This window comes from Dyadobacter sp. CY351, from assembly GCF_021502625.1.
In the GTDB taxonomy this organism is placed as follows: domain Bacteria; phylum Bacteroidota; class Bacteroidia; order Cytophagales; family Spirosomataceae; genus Dyadobacter; species Dyadobacter chenhuakuii.
In genome coordinates this window covers 224,599-244,934 of sequence record NZ_JAKFFU010000004.1, presented here as the reverse complement: position 1 = coordinate 244,934, position 20,336 = coordinate 224,599, and the positions used below count along the sequence as shown (strand labels likewise).

Genomic DNA, 20,336 nt, shown 5'->3' with positions numbered 1-20,336 from the left:
ATCTGTTAACTTTTCTCGCTCTTCTTTTCCCTTTCTTCAATGGTCAATCTGACGAGCTCAATGCGCGTGTCCTGCATGGAAACCACCTGGAATGCGTAGGGCGGAATGCTTACGGTTTCGTTCACTTCGGGTAAGTCGCCAAAATTGTCAATTAACATACCTGCTAGTGTGTCGTAATCGCCTTCGGGAAGCTCCCAGCCGTATTTTTCGTTCAGATAATCGAGTTCGTGGCGTGCGCTGAGAATGTAGCTGTCATCATCCAGTTTGCGCTCCGTCCAGTCTTCCGTGGAGTCATATTCATCCTGAATTTCTCCAAAAATCTGCTCCACCACATCTTCCACACTCACTAATCCCGACGTTCCTCCAAACTCATCCACCACCAAAGCCAGACTTCTTCTTTCTTCTAAAAACCGCAGCATCAAGTCGCTCGCGGGCATTGCTTCCGGCACGATCAGAATGGGCGTGATAATGTTGCTTATCTCTTTTGGTTTCTTGAAAAGGGACAATGCGTGGCAGTAACCCAAAACTTCATCCACCGATTCACGGTGCACAATGATTTTGGAGTGACCGCTAGTCAAAAAAGCAGTCCTCAGGTCTTCAATGCTCGCGTTGACATTCACCGCCGAAATTTCTGTGCGCGGGATCATGCAATCGCGAATACGCAAGTCTTTGAAGTCCAATGCATTGATAAACATTCGTTCTTCAATGCTATGGTCGTCAAAATCCGGATCGTCGGCAGAAGCGGCATCGTCGCGCAATGATGGCGACAGAATATTCTCCTTAACAAACGGCTCCACAACCCAGTAAAGCGGCGTGATGACCCATTCTGCAACGCGGACAGGGAACGCCGTAAGGTCCAGCGCCTTCGGAAATGCACGTCCGATTTTCACCCAACTGGAATAACTCGCCATCCAGACCACGATCAAAACAGCGAACATGCCGGCAATCAATGCGCCTTCATGAACGCCAAGATCCACCAACAGAACCGGATAAAATGCCGCTATTGCCCAGAAACAGCCCAATGCAACGGTTAATAACCGGATCATGCGCAATATCCGGCGCCAGTATAATGTTTCGTAAACCTCTTCGGATTTTTCGTGGCGCAACGAATAACGGTCGATTGAAACATCCAGCAAAACAGAGCGCACAGCCCCGTAATAACCCGCCAGGATAAAAAACACAACCGTCAGACCCAGGAATAGCATGCTCATTTTTTCGAAATTTTAACCGGCTTTTCCTTCTTCTTATTCGCATTCATTTCAATTTCCTTTTTAGCTAATAATGACGCCTTTAACCTGCTGAACTGGAACATTAGTAAGCACATAATGGCCAGCAAAAGCAGCCAGTAACTTTCAAACATGGTGGTCCTGCGGAATTCGAGGACCCACATTACAAAAAAGCCCAATGCGAGGGCAATCAGGATCGTCCTGGTCAGTTTGGAATTCATCAATTAATCTTTCGTATCACAATCACGCAGCACATTGTCTGCCATTTCAACATTTTCAAAGATACGCAGATTGCGCCAAAACGATTATACATAGATTAATCTTCGTCACAAAGCATAATATACCGCGCATATTTCCTCCAATTTCTGTAAAATACCTAACTTGCAGGGATTCCTGCACAGTTCATTTTTTATATCTGAATTGTGAAATTTATTCTTGAAAAAATATTCTTTATTACTATGAGCGAAACCACAAAACGCTTTGCGCCCGGTGTTGTAACCGGTGACGGAGTTAGCGAAATTTTCCGCCACGCCAACCAAAATAACTATGCCCTCCCGGCGGTTAACGTGGTAGGAACCAACTCAGTAAATGCAGTTCTGGAAACTGCCAAAGCGGTTAACAGCCCCGTTATCATTCAATTTTCGAATGGCGGTGCAATATTTTATGCTGGAAAAAGTCTTTCCAACACCAATCAGCAGGCTGCGATCGCAGGCGGAATTTCCGGTGCAATGCACGTGCATCAGATGGCAGCACTTTACGGCGTTCCCGTAATTTTGCACACCGACCACTGCGCCAAAAAATTGCTTCCATGGATCGACGGTCTTCTGGATGCAGGCGAACGTCATTTTGATCAGCACGGCATTCCATTGTACAGCTCACACATGCTGGACCTTTCGGAAGAACCGATTGAAGAGAATATTGAAATTTCAGCAAAATACTTCGAGCGCATGGCCAAAATCGGCATGACACTTGAAATCGAACTGGGTGTGACAGGTGGCGAAGAAGACGGCGTTGATAATAGCGACGTTGACAGCTCGAAACTGTATACGCAGCCAGAAGAGGTTGCTTACGCTTACGAAGAGCTTTCTAAAATCTCTCCAAACTTCACCATTGCAGCAGCATTCGGAAATGTTCATGGCGTTTACAAGCCAGGAAACGTGAAATTGGAGCCGAAAATCCTTCGCAACTCTCAGCAATTCATCCAGGAGAAATTCGGCACGGCTGAGTTGCCTGTTAACTTCGTATTCCACGGAGGATCAGGTTCTTCACGCGAAGAAATCCGCGAAGCCATCGAATATGGTGCGATCAAAATGAACATTGACACTGATATGCAATGGTCAACCTGGGAAGGTCTTCTGAAATATTACAAAGAAAACGAAGGCTTCCTGCAAACGCAATTGGGTAACCCAAATGGCCCCGATTCGCCAAACAAAAAATACTACGACCCCCGCGTATGGCTTCGCAAAGGCGAAGAAAGCATGATCCAACGTCTGAAAGTAGCGTTTGAAGATTTGAATTGCATTAATCAGCTGGGGTAATTTTAGCTGAGTTTTGTTGGTATTGAAAGCAACCTGTGAGGGTTGCTTTTTTTGTGTTGCGCGCGACCATTTCCCACACAATTCCGAATAACAAGTCATTCCGACCGGCAGATCAACCATTTTCACCGGCGAATAATTGCGCTTAATCCTTCTACAAGGCGCCACATTTATCTCACATAGATTGCGAAAGAGTTTAAGACTATCCTGTCAGGCTGACTCGTAAAACCTTTTGACATTAAACCTTTCGTATCTATGAAATTTACATTACCCAAAGCAGCTTGCTTTTTATCTTTCATCAATTCATTTATGATGTTGTTAGCAGCAACAATGCTATTTACAGGATGCGAACATGACAGTCGCGTTCAACAAGAAATTGGGCCTGAAAAGCAAGCAGAAATGAAAGAAGTGACATACAAGAATTTGAGTGCACAAATGCACGTTGCATATCCGGAAGCCCTTTTGGAGTTCAGTCCAGGTGATTTGGAGCACATCGCCCTGAATGAAAATCTGATTAGTGCTGCTAACTTACGAACCGTCAAGGGAAATACATTCGACGAAATTGTTGAAGGCGTGCGAAAAAATTATCCCGATTTCGATAACGCAACTCCGGAAGAATACAAACCTTATTTTCCAAAATTATCAACCGAACAAATCATTGAGAATCAAGACGTAGTCTTTCAATATGATGAGAAATTAATGGGCTATGAAGTTGCGATCTCTGTGGCTGCTTCTCGAAGTGGTGGAACTATGCCTAATCTTAGAATTGCATACCAATCAAATTCGTGTGAGGAATGGTACTATGCTGGGCATTTAAGGTTAGACAAGGATGGAATGAAGAAGGCTATGGATTTGGCATATGCTAAAGCTGGTTACGGCACAAACGATAGATCCGACGCGAATAGACATGCGGTCTGGAATGTGTACTTAGGTAAGTATGCGGCTTATAGGTATGGCTCCGTTAACGAGGCAATGGCAGTGGTGCTTGGACTTACAAATGCACACGAATGTGACACACCGCAAAATCAACAGTTAAGCAAAGACATGGATCTTTTTAATAATCTTGTCGGTCTACAATACTTCACTCAGATTGCTCAAAAGTACAAGAAAAATATTTTTGACTACAATGTGAAAGTTACGAAAACAGATGAAGAGATATTCGGTTATATAAATTCATTGAGTGCTCGTATTGTCGCGAGCTCTGCTGAAATTAACAATGGATCGCCACTAAATATTCTGGTAAAGCTATTATGAATACAATGAGAGCATTCATGGCTTATGCATCAACACTCTTCCTATTTTCTTTGATTTCGTCATGCAATGATAAGTTCTATAAAGAAAAATATGATGTAGAAATGTTGTTCACAAACAAAACTGATTCAACAATCGCTGAAATTAAGATTGACGGAGCAAACGGAGCGAAAGTTTGGACGTTTAAAAATGTTCAACAAGGAAAGACAGAAAAGATTATCTTCAATATAATGAGAGAATTAAAAGTTCCAGAAGGCGGCTTTATGTTGACGGCGTCTTTGAATGATACAGATTCAATATATTTGAACACAGGATATTTCACTAATTGGTCCTATCAAGGGCCAATTCCTGCTAAGTTTAATATTTATAAAAACAGAATAGATGAGGTGAAATGATTTTTTAGCCTGATAGGTTTGCTATCAGGCTAAACTTTTACAAACTCATAATGCGATTCCGATGCGCCAATCCCCAAGTTCGCAGCACTTCAATTACCGGCTTCAACGTATGCCCGTACTCGGTTAATGTATATTCCACAACCACCGGGATTGAATCATAAACTGTCCTTTTTACCAGGCAGTTAGCTTCCAGGTCACGTAATTCCTTTGATAACATTTTATCGGTAATCCCGGGGATCTCTTTGGCGATTTGGGAAAAGCGTTTGTTGCCGAAGAGCAGGGAAATGATGATCTGCAACTTCCATTTGCCACTTAACACTTCCAAGGCGTCGCGGACGGGCAAGCGCTATCAAAATGAACATTGACACTGATATGCAATGGTCAACCTGGGAAGGTCTTCTGAAATATTACAAAGAAAACGAAGGCTTCCTGCAAACGCAATTGGGTAACCCAAATCGCCCCGATTCGCCAAACAAAAAATACTACGACCCCCGCGTATGGCTTCGCAAAGGCGAAGAAAGCATGATCCAACGTCTGAAAGTGGCGTTTGAAGATTTGAATTGCATTAACCAGCTAGGGTAATTTTAGCTGAGTTTTGATGGAATTGAAAAGCAACCTGTGAGGGTTGCTTTTTTTGTGTTCACTAAAATCGTTATTGCGGCCTGTTCTATTTAAAACATTAAAGTTGAATAAGGCACTCACTGTTGCTCGCAAAGCTCCGTTCCTATTCCAGGACTTACCTTTTAATAAATAGTATTATTAAAAGGTTAAATAAATGTCGCTTTTATACAAAGTTCACATCGCATCTGCTAGATTGCAACCAAATTCCCAGAATCGTGTCCCAGGAATGGAACCTTCTGCATCCAGCTCAACGCAATCATATAAACAGGACAGAGAGCTTTTGCCATTCCGTCATGCTGAACGCATAATTTGAAATGGGTAAACCCTCCGTTAAACATGTATCATTAATAATTTCTTAATTTCAGTCGGACAGTATGTGCGGTATTGCAGGATTTATAGACTACAAACAAGGATCATCACAAGAAATTCTAATAAAAATAACCAAAGAACTACATCATCGAGGACCCGACGCATCCGGGCATCAAATATTCGATTCTGCTGGTGTACAAATAGGAATAGGCCACCAGCGGCTGGCTATCATTGATTTATCAGATTCCGGAATACAACCAATGCAATTTGGCGACCTTTGGATTGTATTTAATGGCGAAATTTATAATTATCAAAATATTAAAAAAGAGCTGCTCTTACTTGGGCATCATTTTACAGGCCATTCCGATACCGAGGTTATTTTACACGCATTCCAGCAATGGGGAATTTCATGTGTAGACAAGTTTATTGGAATGTTCGCTTTCGTAGTTTACGATGCAAAAGCTCGTACAATACACTGCGTTAGAGACAGGGCGGGAATTAAACCTTTCTTCTACTATTGGCACGACGGCCTGTTTTTGTTTGCTTCCGAATTAAAGGCCTTTCATAAGCACCCACAGTTTAAAAAGGAAATTAACTTTGATGCAGTTGCCGCATTCATGCAGCATGGCCATGTGCCAACACCTCATTGTATTTTTAACTACGCCTATAAGTTACGGCCGGGACATTATCTTAAACTGGACATTGATTCCAGAGCGCTCGATATTTTCAAATACTGGGAAGTTTATAGCGCTTATAATAAACCGAAACTGGATATTTCATTTGAAGAAGCAAAGACAGAAACAGAGAAAATCTTAAAATCCGCATTTGAATACAGGATGGTGTCTGACGTTCCTGTCGGTGTATTTCTTAGCGGCGGATATGATAGTGCTTGTCTCACGGCTATCTTACAGAAGGATCGCAATGAGAGACTCAAAACGTTTACCATAGGCGTTCCGGATATTGGCCTGAACGAGTCGGAATATGCAAAAAGTGTGGCCGATCACCTTGGTACAGAGCATCATGAATATAGCTGCACGCAAAAAGAAGCCCTAGAACTAATTTCAGAATTACCTTATTACTATGATGAGCCGTTTGGCGATCAAAGCGCCATTCCAACCATGTTTTTATGCAAAATGACGTCCGATCAGGTGACAGTGGCTTTAAGTGCGGATGGCGGAGATGAGGTTTTTGCCGGTTACACGCGGTATGAGTATATTATGAAATATGGCAATGCACTTAATCGAATTCCAGGTTTCGCCAGAAAGGGTGTTTCCGATATCATGAATTTGATTTCTGCAGACTACATCCCTTTAATGAAAAATAAGTACAATTTTCATGACAGGTACGAAAAATTCAAGTCCCTGCTGAAAGACCCATCTGCCAAAAATATGATGCTCAGCATTAGCCGGCAATTTGATGAGGAACAAATCAGTGCATTACTGAATAAAAATGTGAATGCGCTTGAAACCTATTACACCAGTGAGGGGCTTTCCAAAAATTTTTATTCTCCACTGGCTTATATGATGGCCGTAGACTATCAGACTTTTTTGTTGGATGATGTTTTACAAAAAGTAGATAGGGCGTCTATGGCATTTAGTCTTGAAAGCAGGGAACCGTTTATTGATCATCGTATCATTGAGTGGGCTGCTCAATTGCCCGATAACTATAAGTATAGTAATGGAGTAAAAAAATACATTTTAAAGGAAATCGTTTACAAACATATTCCGAAAGAACTAATGGACCGCCCTAAAATGGGATTCCAAATACCTACTGCAAATTGGCTGTCGACCGACTTAAAAAACCAAGTACTATATTATTTAAGTGACGATAATATAGCCAGTCAGGGAATTTTTCGTCTTCCTGCTGTACAAAAACTAAGAGAAGGATTTTTCTCCGGAAAAAAGGAGTATGCACACAAAATATGGTATTTGCTTATGTTTCAGATGTGGTATGAGAAGTGGATGGATTGACCATAATCCGCTCCCTATGTGCCATTCCCCACTTTCTTAACACCTCAATTACAGGCTTCAACGTATGCCCATACTCAGTTAATGTATATTCCACAACCACAGGGATTGAATCATAAACTGTCCTTTTTACCAGGCAGTTAGCTTCCAGATCACGTAATTCCTTTGATAACATTTTATCCGTGATCCCGGGGATCTCTTTGGCGATTTGGGAAAAGCGTTTGTTGCCGAAGAGCAGAGAAATGATGATCTGCAACTTCCATTTTCCACTTAACACTTCCAGGGCGTCGCGCACGGGCAGGATGCTTTTCGTGCATTCTTCGTGCGTATGAGCTGTCTTTTTCGTTGTAGTCTCTATTTCTGATGTTTCCATGACTGAACTAATTTAGCTATACTTTGGTATAGTACTTACAAATGTATAGCTTATTTATTTAAGTTTGCATATCAAATTTAAACAAAAGAAAATGAATAACCTGATAGAAGATCTGAATTGGAGATATGCTGCAAAAAGAATGAACGGCCAGACAATTCCGCAAGAAAAACTGGATACAATCCTGGAAGTCATTAAGTTATCACCATCCTCGGTGGGACTGCAACCTTATAACATTGTTGTGATCAGCGATCAGGATACGAAAGATAGGATTTTCAAGGAAGCTGCTCCTCAGCAGCAGATTCCGGAGGCCTCACACTTGCTGGTTTTTGCTGCGTGGGAGAAAATCACGGCACAGCAAATCACCGATTACATGAACCTGATCGCTACGACCCGAGGCATTTCAGTTGAGTCGCTTTCAAAATTTCAAGAAAGTGTCACCGGTGGCATACTGAGTCGCTCTGAGGAAGTTAATTTCAACTGGGCGGCACGTCAGGCCTACATTGCGCTTGGACATGCATTGGTTGCGGCAGCGACGGAGCATGTGGACGCGACTCCTATGGAAGGTTTTAACAATGCTAAACTGGATGAGATTCTTGGTCTGACCGAAAAAGGACTGAAAAGTGTTGTCATTATGACGTTGGGTTACCGAGATAGCGAAAACGACGCTTTGTCCAACGCAAAAAAGGTAAGAAGATCGCATGAAGAGCTTTTTATATCGCTTTGATAGGCCTCTTCTCAGCACCAACCCTGCGTAAAAAGATTAACATTTGAACACTAACCCACTGAAATGATGAAAGTTGAAATATGGAGTGACGTAATGTGCCCTTTTTGTTATATCGGCAAAAGGAAATTTGAAAAAGCACTTGAACAATTCCCTCAGAAGGCTAAGATCCAGGTTGAATGGAAAAGTTTTCAGCTCAATCCGGCTATGAAAACGGAGCCGGGAAAAAGCATTAACGATTATCTGGCGGAGGTGAAAGGCTGGTCGCCGGATTATGCGGCGCAGATGAATGAGCATGTGAGTTCGATTGCCGCTGAGGTGGGGTTGGAGTACAACATGGATAAAGCTGTGGTTGCAAATTCCTTCGATGCGCACCGTTTTGTTCAGTATGCAAAAACAAAAGGCAAGGGCGACGACGCAGAAGAGCAGTTATTCAAAGCTTATTTTACGGACGGCAAGAACACCGCAGATCATGCAACATTGCTTGATTTGGGAACTCAAATTGGACTTGATACGGAAGAATTGAAATCTGTCCTGAACGGATCAAAATTCAGTGATGAGGTTCGAAAAGATATTTACGAGGCACAGCAAGTTGGCGCACGCGGCGTCCCTTTCTTTGTTTTGGACAGAAAATACGCTGTTTCTGGCGCGCAGCAGCCGGAAACATTCTTAGGCGCTTTGGAAAAATCATTTTCCGAATGGGAGAAAACAAACCCGGAACCATTGGTTTCCCTGGCCGACGGCGCAAACTGCACGGTCGATGGTCAATGTGATTAAGGCGTAACGGCAGCGTGGTACGGTTATAGAGAAGAGTCAGCAAGGGCACAAATCAGAAAATTCATCTAATTTGTGCTTATTGCAAAAATTGATGATTTACCTCTATGCGTGTTGCGTTGCTCCTGATCATATTATGTATTGGCTTACAGTCGCAGTTAACCGCAGGCGGGATAAAAGGCCGCATCTCTAATGCAAAAGGAGAAGCACTTTCCTATGCCGGCATTGCTGTAAAAGGCACGAGCAACGGCACCATGGCCAATGAAGAAGGCGAATACGAATTTGCCTTATTACCAGGAAGTTACGAGATCATATTTCAGTTTTTGGGATTCAAAAGTGTTTCAAAAAATGTAACAGTCGGCAACGACTTTACAGAACTGAATGTAGTTCTTGAAGAACAGGCGCTTAACCTACGAGAAGCGACTATTGGAAAGGGCAAGGAAGATCCTGCATATAGCATTATGCGGCGGGCTATCGCCAAGGCGCGTTTTCATCAGCTACAACTACGCGGCTACACGGCAAAAGTTTATTCCAGAAGCACCGCACTGCCCACAAAAATTCCATATCTGGTAGAAAAAAGATTAAAAAAGGAGGGCGTTCAGGAAGGAAAAGCAATTCTTAATGAGAGTGTTGCTGAAATAAAATACCGCCGGCCGGCTAGTTATATGCAAAAGATTATTTCGACACGAAACAGTCTGGATAACAGCATTCCATCTCCCAACGAATATATTTTAGCAAGCCTTTACAGTCCGGAAATAGCCGGAACCATCTCCCCGCTCTCTCCTAAGGCATTTGCCTATTATCGATTTGAATATGAAGGTTATTTTGAAGATCAGGGCCAATTGGTCAACAAAATAAAAGTGATTCCCCGCGCTTATGGGGAAGGTGTTTTTAAGGGAAGCCTGTTCATTTTGGAAGATCGCTGGGCCATTCACAGCTATGATTTGCAAACCACTACAAGCGGACTGAACATTTCTGCCAAACAGATTTTCAGCCCGGTTCAGAATGTGTGGATTCCTGTGAATCAACAGTTTCGCATCAATGGAAGTTATTTGGGCTTTGCAGGAGAATTCAAATATCTGGTTTCCCTGACTTACCAGAAACTGGATATCGATCCGGGCCTGAAAGAAGACATTGTCATTGCAGATCACAAAAAGGAAGATGTGAAGGAGGCAAACCGGAAGGAAAATCTTGAAAAATTGATCCGCGAGCAGAAGCAATTCTCGACCAAAGATTTCCGAAAACTCACCAAGGAATACGAGAAAGAGCAGAAAAAAGAACGCAAAATGGAGGGCGGCAGCGATCGACTGGTGCGCCAGGATTCAATTATTATCGACTCTATGGCTAACAAACGCGACACCACTTATTGGCAAGCACTCCGCCCTATCCCACTGACAAAATCGGAAGTGACCAGTTATGTGCTGCAAGACAGCATTAAAGTGGTAAAAGATGCGATTCGCGAAAAAAGAAACCCCGACTCGCTGGCATTCAGGCCACTGCATTTGATTACAGGTAATACTTATGCGCTGGGCAACAGGCGAACGTTCTATTTCAAAAGCCCGATCCTGTCCATCAGTTACAACACAGTCGAAGGAAATGCTATCAACTTTCTCACCGAATGGGAAAAGAAATGGGGCAAGTCATACCGATTCAGCATTAGCCCGCTCGTGCGCTATTCTTTCGGGCGCAAAAGGGTTTATGGAAACCTGACAACCAACATTGGCAATGACAAATGGAATCTGATGCTATCCGGTGGAGAAATGGCCAGTCAAATCAACAATAACAACCCCATTCCTCCCCTTCCCAACAGCATTGCGGCCAGGTTTTTTGACCGGAATTTTATGAAGCTGTATCAAAAACAATATGGCCGGGCCGAGTTTTCACTGCGCAACATTGCTGATGTTTTTAGTTTGAATGCAGGATTAGAATTTGAGCACAGAAAAGAGCTTTTCAACCAGGAAAGTGCACGTCCTATTTTCTTCTGGAGTCAATATTATTACACACCCAACCGCCCAGAAAACAGGGAATTGCAAAACACCGGCTTCGCTATACACAATGCAACCATTCTGGACCTGACCGCAACCGTGCGTCCGTGGCGGCGTTACCTGATTAGGAATGGTGAAAAACGATATTTAAGAAGCAAAGGACCATCATTTAGTCTTAATTATAAAACTGGTCTTGGATTTGCCGGAGATGTGGATTACTCAATGCTGCAAGGAAACATTCGCCAGAATTTGAGCCTGGGGCCGCGGAGTAATCTTGAATATTACGTAAATGGCGGCGGTTTTTTGAGTACAAAACAAATGTATTTCCCTGATTACCGTCACTTCATGGGAAATGAGTTCTTTTTCCAGTATGCCTATCCGCCCGACCAGTTCCGAATGCTGCAATATTACCGTTACAGCACATCATCCTGGTTTTTCCAGGCGCATGCCACCTGGACTTCGCAGCGATTTGCGCTTACCCGTATTGAAGCACTGCGGATCACAGGCATCTCGGAAACGCTGCAATTGCATTATCTGAGAGTGCCTACAATCCGCAATTACACCGAGGCGGTTTATGGAATTGATGACATCCTTCGCATTATCCGCCTGGAAGCCGTCGCCCAGTTCCACGGCAGCCATTTCAAGGGAATGGGTTGGCGCGTGGGGACTTCCATTAAGTTTGGACGATAAAGGCATTCAATGATGTGCATAAAAAAGGGGCTTTCTCAGTTGAGAAAGCCCCTTTTTACCACTTCAATTTTATCACTTTACAACTTTATCAGCTTTGAACCGCGGCAATTCTTTCGATATAGACGGATAGGAGTTGTTATCCGGATTAATGTCCGCCATTCGCTGACTTGGATCTATGACGATCCTTTCAATGTCAGCAAGATTTCTGTCGATCGTAAATGAATATTCCGGATAAGTCCAGCCCCAATCATTCAGTAATGTGGTTTTGGAATACATTGCTTCTGATTTTTCTCCGCGCATGAGTTCCAGGGGAATGTTGAAGTTTTCCTGACTTCCGTCTTTATAGCTTACCACAACGTCCAATGGCATAGGCATCTGGCCTATTTTTTCCAAAACAACGGTTGTTTTAGCTGCATTGGATACAACTTCCTTAATGCCGTAATCAATGGTTTTGGTTGTTCCTACAAAATCCTCCCAGTACCAATCCAGTTCAAGACCCGATTCCTTTTCCATAATTCGTTTCAGATCATTGGGGTTAGGATGCTTGAATTTCCACTCGTTATAATAGCGTTTCATGCCGCTTTCCAACTTCTGGCTGCCGATAATGTAGCCTAGCTGATTAAGGAAAACTGCGCCTTTGGCATAACTGGCCGTGCTATATGCGCGATTTGTGTTGAAATGATCGGCATGTGTGGTCAATGGTTCTTCCAGACCTGACTTCACGAGATTACGATAACCCGCGGTGCTTCCCCGCTGGGCATCCAGTCTTGAAGGAAACAATTCAGCCATGACAATGTTCTGCGCATAGCTGGTAAAACCTTCGTCCATCCATGCATATTTGGATTCGTTTGTGCCTAATATCTGCTGAAACCAGCTGTGAATGGATTCATGAACCGTTACACTTACCAATCCGCCCAGGTTCTGACGCCCGGTGATCAATGTTGCCATGGCATACTCCATTCCGCCATCACCACCCTGAATTACCGAATACTGCTTGTAAGGATAGCGCCCGAACTTCTCATTCATAATCTTGAAACAACGCACAGCAAGCGGCTCCATTTCTTTCCAGACATTGGCTAATGTATCTGTTTGATAAAAGAAATGCATATCCAGATTGTCATCCACTTTCACGACGTCATGCTTGTAATCACGATCCGCAGCCCACATGAAATCATGGACTTCGGGTGCGATGAAATGCCAGGTTAATTTGTCGCCGGGCTTGTGTTTCACCTCTTTCTGGGTGTAGCCGTGGCCAATCTTATCCGGATTTTGCAGGTAACCACTCGCCGCCACAACATAAGAAGCATCTATGGTCAGTTTCACATCAAAATCACCCCATACGCCATAAAATTCCCTGGCTATATAAGGATTCGCATGCCAGCCTTCGTAGTCATACTCACTCATTTTGGGATACCATTGCGCCATCGAATAATCGATGCCTTCCGCGTTGTCGCGGCCAGTGCGGCGGATCTGAATCGGGACTTGTGCTTCGAAGTCCATCTCAAATGTATGCTGCGATTTAGGAAGGATCTTTTCGTTCAATGTCACTTCCAGGATCGTCCCAACCACTTCATATTTTACAGCCTTACCATTATGCTTTAACGAAAGTACTTTTTCGTAGCCAATTTCAGAAGGGGTTAATTTGGAAATACGGTCTTTTACACGTGGGTCCGGGTCGCTGATGGTGCGGGAGCGAACGTCCATCTGGCTGCCTGGCTGGAATGCATTCAGGTACAAGTGGTAAAAGACCTTGTAGAGCGTGTCGGGGGAATTATTGCTGTAAATCAGCTTTTGCTTTCCTTTATATTGATGCTTCGTGGCATCAAAATCAACTTCCATCTGATACTTCACGCGCTGCTGCCAACGATCACTTTGTGCTGAAACCTGCAAGCTGATCGCAGTCATTGCCAACACGATAAAATTCAACTTCATTCGTACTCTTTTTGGTTTGTTATAATGCAAAATAAGTGTTTTGTTCGGTTTTATCAGGATTGAAAACGTGGGAGGCACTAGAATATTAGGAAGCATCAAAGAAAAAATCGTAAAAATGGGCATCATTCTCCCCATAAAAACAATAACAATTCTTCTATTTTCGCCAAAATTTCATTGCGGATGAAGGTTTTATGGCGTCGGCAGCTTTTGGCACATAATTGGTAAAACTGTTTTCATATTTCATTATGAACTAAAACCATTTGTCAATTATGTTAAGATGGACCGTAATTTTTCTGATAGTTGCCATTATCGCCGGTGTATTGGGCTTTGGTGGAATTGCTGCCGGAGCAGCTGGAATCGCTAAAATTCTTTTCTTCGTATTCCTTGTACTATTCGTGTTGAGCTTAATCAGCCGTGGAGTCGGGCGATCCTGACGATAACGGAACAATATTAAAAAAGCGGACAATTGTCCGCTTTTTTCGTTTGTATGCTATTCCCATTCAATGGTTGCCGGCGGCTTCGACGAAATGTCGTAAACCACGCGGTTAACACCTTTTACTCTATTGATAATGTCATTGGAAACCTCAGCAAGGAAATCATAAGGCAAATGCGCCCAGTCAGCTGTCATTCCATCAATTGAAGTTACGGCACGAAGAGCAACCACACTTTCGTAAGTCCGCTCATCCCCCATCACACCCACACTTTGAACCGGCAAAAGCATAGCGCCTGCCTGCCAGACGTCTTTATATAAATTCCATTTGCGGAGCCCGCCGATAAAAATAGCGTCCACTTCCTGCAAGATCGCCACTTTCTCCGGAGTGATTTCTCCTAAGATACGAATGGCAAGTCCTGGACCCGGGAACGGATGACGTCCTAATATTTTTTCATCAATGCCCAATGTCCGGCCCACAGCCCTTACTTCATCTTTAAACAAAGTATTCAGCGGCTCAACGATTTTCAGTTTCATGAAATCCGGCAAACCACCCACATTATGGTGCGATTTGATCGTTGCAGACGGCCCATTAATAGAAACCGACTCAATCACGTCCGGATATATCGTTCCCTGACCCAGCCATTTCACTTCCTCAATCAAATGTGCTTCCTGATCAAAAATATCAATGAAGGATTTGCCAATTGCTTTCCGCTTTGCTTCCGGCTCCGACAGTCCGTTTAGGGATTGGTAAAAGTGTGATTTTGAATCAACACCTTTGATATTCAAACCCATATCCTGGTAGGAATGAAGCACTTCCGCGAATTCATCCTTACGCAAAAGACCGTTATCAACGAAAATGCAATAAAGATTTGCGCCAATAGCCTGGTGAACCAGCGTAGCAGCAACCGTAGAATCTACACCTCCCGAAAGCGCCATTACCACCTTATCATTGCCCAGCTTCTTGCGAAGGTTTGCAATGGTTTGTTCTACGAAAGACTCCGCTGTCCAATCCTGCTTGCAACCACAAATTTTGGCTACGAAATTGTACATCAGCTTCTTACCTTCGGTCGTATGCGTAACCTCCGGGTGAAACTGAATGCCGTATGTAAGTTCATTTTCAATTTTGAATGCAGCCACTTTCACCGATTCTGTCGAAGCGATCACGTGGAAGTCGTTTGGAGCGCGAACAATGGTGTCGCCGTGTGACATCCAAACCTGAGAAGACTCCGATAATCCGGCCAGCAATGAGGAATCCGTATCGTCAATGACCAGACGGGCGCGGCCATATTCGCGGTGCTGCGAAGGTTTCACATCGCCACCCAGCTCCTGCGCGAGCAATTGCGCACCGTAGCAAACGCCGAGAACAGGCACTATTTTACGGAACTGATCCAAATCTATTCTCGGTGCGTCGGTATCCCGCACGGAACATGGGCTTCCGGAAAGAATTACACCTTTAATGTTGGGAGTGAGATCGGGGAAATTATTGTAAGGATGGATTTCACAATAAACATTAAGCTCACGAACACGACGTGCTATTAACTGAGTGTATTGCGAACCAAAATCTAAAATCAGAATTTGTTCAGTCATATAAATGCTATCTAAAACGCAAATGTAGGGAGATTGACCCAAATCAAAAAACCGGATTTAATCATTCTGCTAGCGGACAAATGCATTATAGACGGGCAAATTTTAACTTTTTCAATGTAAATTTGTACAAACGCTGCGTTCTGTTTACCTTTACGTAAATTTTCAATATATAATTAATATGAATCAAGGAACAGTAAAATTCTTTAATGACTCAAAAGGTTACGGGTTTATTAAAGACACAGAAACAGGACAGGACTATTTTGTACACATCTCCGGTCTTGTGGACGAAGTTCGCGAAAATGACGACGTTACTTTTGATCTTCAGGAAGGACGTAAAGGGCTTAACGCGATCAATGTTAAGCTTGCCTGATAGGGACTTAATATAAAAATGTAAAAACCGCTTCTCGAAGCGGTTTTTTTTGTGCCCTGGTCATTCACAACGGCATTTTACCACTTAAACTTTTTTTCTCGCCGCATGCAACTTTCTTTATTCCCTTTGTATCTATCAAGCAAACAACAGGCACACATTATCCGCTTATGTAACATTAAAACCACTTATGTAATCTAAGGTTCTATGTTATACAAAGTACTTACTTTTACAATGTACCGGAAAGGAAAATAACGCACCCCGAAGCCGGACACTGAACATAATCTATTAGCCATGAAATTCTTATTAAACCTAACTGTAGCACTGCTGCTGGCTGGAACTTTTGTGCAGGCACAAACCACTTCCGTCACTCCCGGCAAGGGAAAAGTATCCGGGGCGATCCTGGATGAAAAAGCCCAGCCTTTTCCGTTTGTCAATGTATTATTGTTAAAGGCAAGCGATTCCACCCTGGTCAAAGGGCTTGCGGCTGACGACGGCGGTAAATTTTTATTCGACCAAGTTCCAGCCGGCAAATTCCTGACGCTGGTTTCGATGGTCGGTTACCAAAAAAGTTACAGCGCACCTTTCAATGTCAATGACGACGCTGTTGCACTTCCCACCATTTCCCTAAAAACCGACACGCAGGCATTGAATGAAGTGACGGTCGTTGCTAAGAAACCATTCATCGAACAGCAGATCGACCGTACGGTTGTGAATGTGGAGAACAGCATCGTTTCTGCGGGTGCCACGGCGCTGGAAGTTCTGGAACGTGCACCTGGCGTAACGGTTGACCAGCAAAATGAGCAATTGAAATTGCGCGGAAAAGAAGGTGTAATCGTTCAAATTGATGGAAAACAGACCTTTTTATCCCAACAAGAACTCATCACGCTCCTGCGCAACACGCCCAGTGATAACATCGAAAAAATCGAGCTGATCACCAACCCTTCTGCCAAATACGACGCTGCCGGAAATTCCGGGATCATCAACATTAAGATGAAGCGCAACAAAAATTATGGCACGAACGGAAACCTTAACTTAGGCGCCGCCTACGCCAAATACGGAAGATCCAACGCCACGGCAACTGTTAATCACCGCGCCGGAAAATTAAGCACATTCATCAGCGGGGGCGCTTTTTTCAACAAAGGATTCAATAACAACGACATTTACAGAAGAATCCCATTCGAAGATAAGGTGACGATTTTTGATCAAAAAACAGAGCGCACCAACAAATCACAATATTATAATGTAAGGGCTGGTGCTGATTACTTTGTTACAGATAAAACAACGGTTGGAGTGCTGGTTTCAGGATTTTATAACAATTGGAGCAACCCTTTCGGACAAACCAACACCAGAATCCTGAATGAAGATTTAAGCCTGCAACGCACATTCAGAACGGATGTTTTCAACGGCGGCAAAATGAACAATGTGAGCGCCAATGCCAATTTGAAGCATCAATTTGACGATAAAGGCAAGGAACTGACATTCGATGTAGACTTTGTCAATTACAGGGGCAGCAAGAAAAGCAACCTGGATACGCGCTATTTCACTCCGCAAGGCCAGGAAGAAACCGGCAGCCGTGAAGCAGTCAGAAACAACATGCCTTCCGACATTAACATTGGCGTTGCCAAACTCGATTACGCACAGCCATTGGGCAAAGGAAAATTTGAAACCGGTTTGAAAACCAGCTTCGTAGCTTCCGATAATGATATGATTTTTGAAACAAAAGCAGACGAATGGGTGCTGGACCCATCGCGCTCCAACCGCTTCAAATACACCGAAAACGTGAACGCGGCCTATGTGAACTACAATGCCAAAATCACGAAAAAACTAAGCTATCAATTAGGCCTTCGTGCAGAGCACACGCATTCCATTGGTAACTCGGTGACATTGAACCAGAAGCGTGACCGGAATTATGTCAATCTTTTCCCAAGCGTTTTCCTGTCGCAGCAACTGGACACGAACAATGTGCTGAACATTTCTTACAGCCGCCGGATCGATCGTCCTAATTATCAGTCGCTTAACCCGTTTGAATTTTATCTGGATCCTTACACATTCCAGCGCGGTAACCCGAATCTGAAACCGCAATACACGAATTCATTCCAGTTGGTCCATGTTTACAAAAGCAAAATCAACACCACGCTTGCTTACAGCCGCATCAAAGACATGATTGCCGATGAGCTTCCTCAACAGATTGCTTCTGAAAATAAAACATTTGTAACATCGGATAACCTTGATAACCAGGACAATGTAAGCTTGACTGTTTCATTCCCCGTCACATTTACAAAATGGTGGAGCTTACAAGCAAATTTCACCGGAGTTTACAACGCATATAACTCTATTTACCTCGATCAAAAGCTGGAAATCAAGCAGGCATCGTGGAATATGTATGCTAGCAACCAATTTACTTTGGGCAAAGGATGGTCCGCTGAGATCTCCGGATGGTATAACAGCAGAGCGTTCTACGGATTATATGCTGCGAACCCGATGGGGATGCTGAACGCAGGTTTGCAAAAGAACATTATGAATAAAAAAGGAACGATCCGTCTGAATGTAAACGACATTTTCTGGACAAACCGGTTCAATGGAACTGCGATTTACAAAGACATCGATTTTAAAGTGAAGTCTGAGTGGCCGAGCCGCCAGTTCAGGCTGACGTTTACTTACAATTTTGGTAATCAAAATGTAAAAGGCGCCCGCCAGCGTAATACGGGTTCTGACGATCTTCAGAAACGTGCCGGTGGAGGCAGTTAAGTTGGAATTCCGGTCTGGGCGGACCCGCCGATCGAGGCATCCGTTCTGTGACCCGTGTTCATAAATTAGTTAGGTTTGTTATGCAGAAAAACCATCCCGCGCTATGCGAGATGGTTTTCTTATTTTTTAACCAAACTGATTTCAAAAACAAAAGCCTAAGCTTCCAATGCAGCTACACCAGGAAGCACTTTGCCTTCCATATACTCAAGCAAGGCACCGCCGCCCGTAGAAACGTAGCTCACGCGATCACCATAACCTGCATTGTTGATCGCAGAAGCAGAATCACCACCGCCAATCAAAGAGAACGCATCGTTTTCTTCCGTTACCGCCACCACTGACTCAGCGATTGCGTTGGTTCCCTGCGCGAAGTTTGCGAATTCAAAAACACCCATCGGACCATTCCAAAGAACTGTTTTTGAGTTTTTAATGATTTCGGAGAATATCTTGATGGTTTCAGGACCAATGTCAAGGCCTTCCCACTCGTCCGGAATTTCGCCGGCTGCAACCACTTCGCGCTGCGCGTCATTGCTGAACTTATCTGCAATCACAGTGTCAACTGGCAACACGAGGTTAACGCCTTTTTCTTTGGCTTTTTTCACCAATTCAAGCGTAAGATCTTGCTTATCAGCCTCTAAAAGCGACTTACCGATCTTTCCACCTTGTGCTTTCGAGAATGTATAGGACATTCCGCCACCGATGATAAGGTTATCCACCTTGTCGATCAGTCGCTCGATGATCAATATTTTATCTGAGATTTTGGCCCCGCCCATGATCGCTGTGAATGGTCTTTCAGAATGCTCCAAAAGACGCTCCGCGTTATCAAGTTCAGCCTGCATCACATAACCGCAAACTTTATCCGCAAAGAATTTGCCGATCACAGCCGTAGAAGCGTGTGCGCGGTGAGCCGTTCCAAACGCATCCATTACCCACACATCACCCAGTTTCGAAAGCTTTTCTGCAAAACCCTCGTCCCCTTTTTCTTCTTCTTTATAAAAACGAAGATTTTCCAATAACAAAACCTCACCTGCATTTAATGAAGCCGCCAGATCCGTCGCACTTTGACCGATGCAATCATCAGCAAACTTTACCGTTTTACCCAGGATCAAAGACAATGGGTTAACCAGGTGTTTCAGGGAATATTTCTCAGTAGGCCCGTCTTTCGGGCGTCCCAGGTGTGACATCAGAATGACAGATCCTCCATCATTCAAAATTTTACTGATAGTAGGAATAGTTGCTTTGATCCGGGTGTCGTCCGTGATCTCGAATTTGTCATTAAGCGGAACATTAAAGTCCACGCGGACTAGGGCCTTTTTGCCGGAAAAATCGTACGAATCTAATGTTGTCATGGGCATGTAAAATTGTTTTCCATAGGCAGCAAATGTAATCCAATTTCTTTATTATATACTATGATATCAAGAC

The 20,336-nt window shown here is 43.6% G+C and carries 17 protein-coding genes and 1 pseudogene; 11 read left to right on the top strand and 7 right to left on the bottom strand.

Going from position 1 to position 20,336, the window contains the following annotated elements; translation table 11 throughout:
• Positions 1-5 precede the first annotated feature (5 nt).
• Together L0660_RS10205 and L0660_RS10200 are read right to left on the bottom strand one after the other, a co-directional pair.
• Positions 6-1,211, bottom strand: coding sequence for a hemolysin family protein (locus L0660_RS10205; protein ID WP_235159386.1), 1,206 nt, complete (start codon positions 1,209-1,211; stop codon positions 6-8).
• Entirely contained in the window at positions 1,208-1,447 is a 240-nt protein-coding gene (locus L0660_RS10200; RefSeq protein ID WP_233797097.1) for a hypothetical protein, read from the bottom strand. Before L0660_RS10200 ends, L0660_RS10205 begins: the two co-directional genes overlap by 4 nt.
• A 237-nt stretch (positions 1,448-1,684) precedes the next feature.
• Here L0660_RS10200 and fbaA point away from each other — a divergent pair, with 237 nt between their 5' ends.
• The 3 genes from fbaA to L0660_RS10185 all read left to right on the top strand — a co-directional run bounded on the left by fbaA (position 1,685) and on the right by L0660_RS10185 (position 4,407).
• The gene (gene fbaA, locus L0660_RS10195; protein ID WP_235159385.1) at positions 1,685-2,764 is read left to right on the top strand and encodes a class II fructose-bisphosphate aldolase; all 1,080 of its coding nucleotides are present in this window, start codon (positions 1,685-1,687) and stop codon (positions 2,762-2,764) included.
• A 252-nt stretch (positions 2,765-3,016) separates the two neighbouring features.
• Positions 3,017-4,015, top strand: coding sequence for a DUF6973 domain-containing protein (locus L0660_RS10190; protein WP_235159384.1), 999 nt, complete (start codon positions 3,017-3,019; stop codon positions 4,013-4,015).
• A gap of 5 nt (positions 4,016-4,020) precedes the next feature.
• Complete coding sequence (locus L0660_RS10185; RefSeq protein ID WP_235159383.1) at positions 4,021-4,407, top strand: hypothetical protein; 387 nt, start codon at positions 4,021-4,023, stop codon at positions 4,405-4,407.
• Between the two features lie 37 nt (positions 4,408-4,444).
• On the opposite strand, the gene L0660_RS10180 is transcribed toward L0660_RS10185, so the two are convergent.
• Complete coding sequence (locus L0660_RS10180; RefSeq protein WP_235159382.1) at positions 4,445-4,750, bottom strand: helix-turn-helix domain-containing protein; 306 nt, start codon at positions 4,748-4,750, stop codon at positions 4,445-4,447.
• Here L0660_RS10180 and L0660_RS10175 point away from each other — a divergent pair.
• Positions 4,744-4,989, top strand: a pseudogene (locus L0660_RS10175) (class II fructose-bisphosphate aldolase); the annotation flags it as partial. The gene L0660_RS10180 and the pseudogene L0660_RS10175 sit on opposite strands and share 7 nt — an antisense overlap.
• A gap of 413 nt (positions 4,990-5,402) precedes the next feature.
• A complete protein-coding gene (gene asnB, locus L0660_RS10170; protein WP_235159381.1) occupies positions 5,403-7,307 on the top strand; it encodes an asparagine synthase (glutamine-hydrolyzing) in 1,905 nt (634 codons plus the stop codon).
• Here the strand turns inward: asnB and L0660_RS10165 are convergent.
• A complete protein-coding gene (locus tag L0660_RS10165) occupies positions 7,270-7,677 on the bottom strand; it encodes a helix-turn-helix domain-containing protein (RefSeq protein WP_235159380.1) in 408 nt (135 codons plus the stop codon). The two genes, asnB and L0660_RS10165, sit on opposite strands and share 38 nt — an antisense overlap.
• Positions 7,678-7,768: 91 nt before the next feature.
• On the opposite strand from L0660_RS10165, the gene L0660_RS10160 reads away from it, so the two are divergent.
• The 3 genes from L0660_RS10160 to L0660_RS10150 all read left to right on the top strand — a co-directional run bounded on the left by L0660_RS10160 (position 7,769) and on the right by L0660_RS10150 (position 11,847).
• Positions 7,769-8,401 (top strand): NAD(P)H-dependent oxidoreductase, encoded by a 633-nt coding sequence (locus L0660_RS10160; RefSeq protein ID WP_235159379.1) that lies wholly within the window; start codon positions 7,769-7,771, stop codon positions 8,399-8,401.
• A 66-nt stretch (positions 8,402-8,467) separates the two neighbouring features.
• Entirely contained in the window at positions 8,468-9,175 is a 708-nt protein-coding gene (locus L0660_RS10155; RefSeq protein WP_235159727.1) for a DsbA family protein, read from the top strand.
• 104 nt (positions 9,176-9,279) lie between these two features.
• Positions 9,280-11,847 (top strand): DUF5686 and carboxypeptidase regulatory-like domain-containing protein, encoded by a 2,568-nt coding sequence (locus tag L0660_RS10150; RefSeq protein ID WP_235159378.1) that lies wholly within the window; start codon positions 9,280-9,282, stop codon positions 11,845-11,847.
• 72 nt (positions 11,848-11,919) lie between these two features.
• Here L0660_RS10150 and L0660_RS10145 read toward each other — a convergent pair whose 3' ends face one another.
• Positions 11,920-13,779, bottom strand: coding sequence for a M1 family metallopeptidase (locus tag L0660_RS10145; protein ID WP_235159377.1), 1,860 nt, complete (start codon positions 13,777-13,779; stop codon positions 11,920-11,922).
• Positions 13,780-14,048: 269 nt separating this feature from the next.
• Between L0660_RS10145 and L0660_RS10140 the strand changes: the two genes are divergently transcribed.
• On the top strand, positions 14,049-14,213 hold the full coding sequence (locus tag L0660_RS10140) for a DUF1328 family protein (protein WP_026628251.1): 165 nt from the start codon (positions 14,049-14,051) through the stop codon (positions 14,211-14,213).
• 56 nt (positions 14,214-14,269) lie between these two features.
• On the opposite strand, the gene guaA is transcribed toward L0660_RS10140, so the two are convergent.
• Positions 14,270-15,799 carry a glutamine-hydrolyzing GMP synthase gene (gene guaA, locus L0660_RS10135; protein WP_235159376.1) on the bottom strand — a complete coding sequence of 510 codons (1,530 nt, stop codon included), beginning with the start codon at positions 15,797-15,799 and terminating at the stop codon, positions 14,270-14,272.
• Between the two features lie 178 nt (positions 15,800-15,977).
• Between guaA and L0660_RS10130 the strand changes: the two genes are divergently transcribed.
• Positions 15,978-16,169, top strand: a complete 192-nt coding sequence (locus tag L0660_RS10130; RefSeq protein WP_026628253.1) for a cold-shock protein — start codon at positions 15,978-15,980, stop codon at positions 16,167-16,169.
• A 291-nt stretch (positions 16,170-16,460) separates the two neighbouring features.
• On the top strand, positions 16,461-18,917 hold the full coding sequence (locus L0660_RS10125) for a TonB-dependent receptor domain-containing protein (RefSeq protein WP_235159375.1): 2,457 nt from the start codon (positions 16,461-16,463) through the stop codon (positions 18,915-18,917).
• Positions 18,918-19,072: 155 nt separating this feature from the next.
• Here L0660_RS10125 and L0660_RS10120 read toward each other — a convergent pair whose 3' ends face one another.
• On the bottom strand, positions 19,073-20,263 hold the full coding sequence (locus L0660_RS10120) for a phosphoglycerate kinase (RefSeq protein ID WP_235159374.1): 1,191 nt from the start codon (positions 20,261-20,263) through the stop codon (positions 19,073-19,075).
• Positions 20,264-20,336 lie beyond the last annotated feature (73 nt).

What these genes read in the sequence shown, in the direction of transcription:
- L0660_RS10205 (WP_235159386.1), bottom strand. Translation starts at nt 1,211, where the DNA reads ATGAGCATGCTATTCCTGGGTCTGACGGTTGTGTTTTTTATCCTGGCG.
- L0660_RS10200 (WP_233797097.1), bottom strand. Translation starts at nt 1,447, where the DNA reads ATGAATTCCAAACTGACCAGGACGATCCTGATTGCCCTCGCATTGGGC.
- fbaA (WP_235159385.1), top strand. Translation starts at nt 1,685, where the DNA reads ATGAGCGAAACCACAAAACGCTTTGCGCCCGGTGTTGTAACCGGTGAC.
- L0660_RS10190 (WP_235159384.1), top strand. Translation starts at nt 3,017, where the DNA reads ATGAAATTTACATTACCCAAAGCAGCTTGCTTTTTATCTTTCATCAAT.
- L0660_RS10185 (WP_235159383.1), top strand. Translation starts at nt 4,021, where the DNA reads ATGAGAGCATTCATGGCTTATGCATCAACACTCTTCCTATTTTCTTTG.
- asnB (WP_235159381.1), top strand. Translation starts at nt 5,403, where the DNA reads ATGTGCGGTATTGCAGGATTTATAGACTACAAACAAGGATCATCACAA.
- L0660_RS10165 (WP_235159380.1), bottom strand. Translation starts at nt 7,677, where the DNA reads ATGGAAACATCAGAAATAGAGACTACAACGAAAAAGACAGCTCATACG.
- L0660_RS10160 (WP_235159379.1), top strand. Translation starts at nt 7,769, where the DNA reads ATGAATAACCTGATAGAAGATCTGAATTGGAGATATGCTGCAAAAAGA.
- L0660_RS10155 (WP_235159727.1), top strand. Translation starts at nt 8,468, where the DNA reads ATGAAAGTTGAAATATGGAGTGACGTAATGTGCCCTTTTTGTTATATC.
- L0660_RS10150 (WP_235159378.1), top strand. Translation starts at nt 9,280, where the DNA reads ATGCGTGTTGCGTTGCTCCTGATCATATTATGTATTGGCTTACAGTCG.
- L0660_RS10145 (WP_235159377.1), bottom strand. Translation starts at nt 13,779, where the DNA reads ATGAAGTTGAATTTTATCGTGTTGGCAATGACTGCGATCAGCTTGCAG.
- L0660_RS10140 (WP_026628251.1), top strand. Translation starts at nt 14,049, where the DNA reads ATGTTAAGATGGACCGTAATTTTTCTGATAGTTGCCATTATCGCCGGT.
- guaA (WP_235159376.1), bottom strand. Translation starts at nt 15,799, where the DNA reads ATGACTGAACAAATTCTGATTTTAGATTTTGGTTCGCAATACACTCAG.
- L0660_RS10130 (WP_026628253.1), top strand. Translation starts at nt 15,978, where the DNA reads ATGAATCAAGGAACAGTAAAATTCTTTAATGACTCAAAAGGTTACGGG.
- L0660_RS10125 (WP_235159375.1), top strand. Translation starts at nt 16,461, where the DNA reads ATGAAATTCTTATTAAACCTAACTGTAGCACTGCTGCTGGCTGGAACT.
- L0660_RS10120 (WP_235159374.1), bottom strand. Translation starts at nt 20,263, where the DNA reads ATGACAACATTAGATTCGTACGATTTTTCCGGCAAAAAGGCCCTAGTC.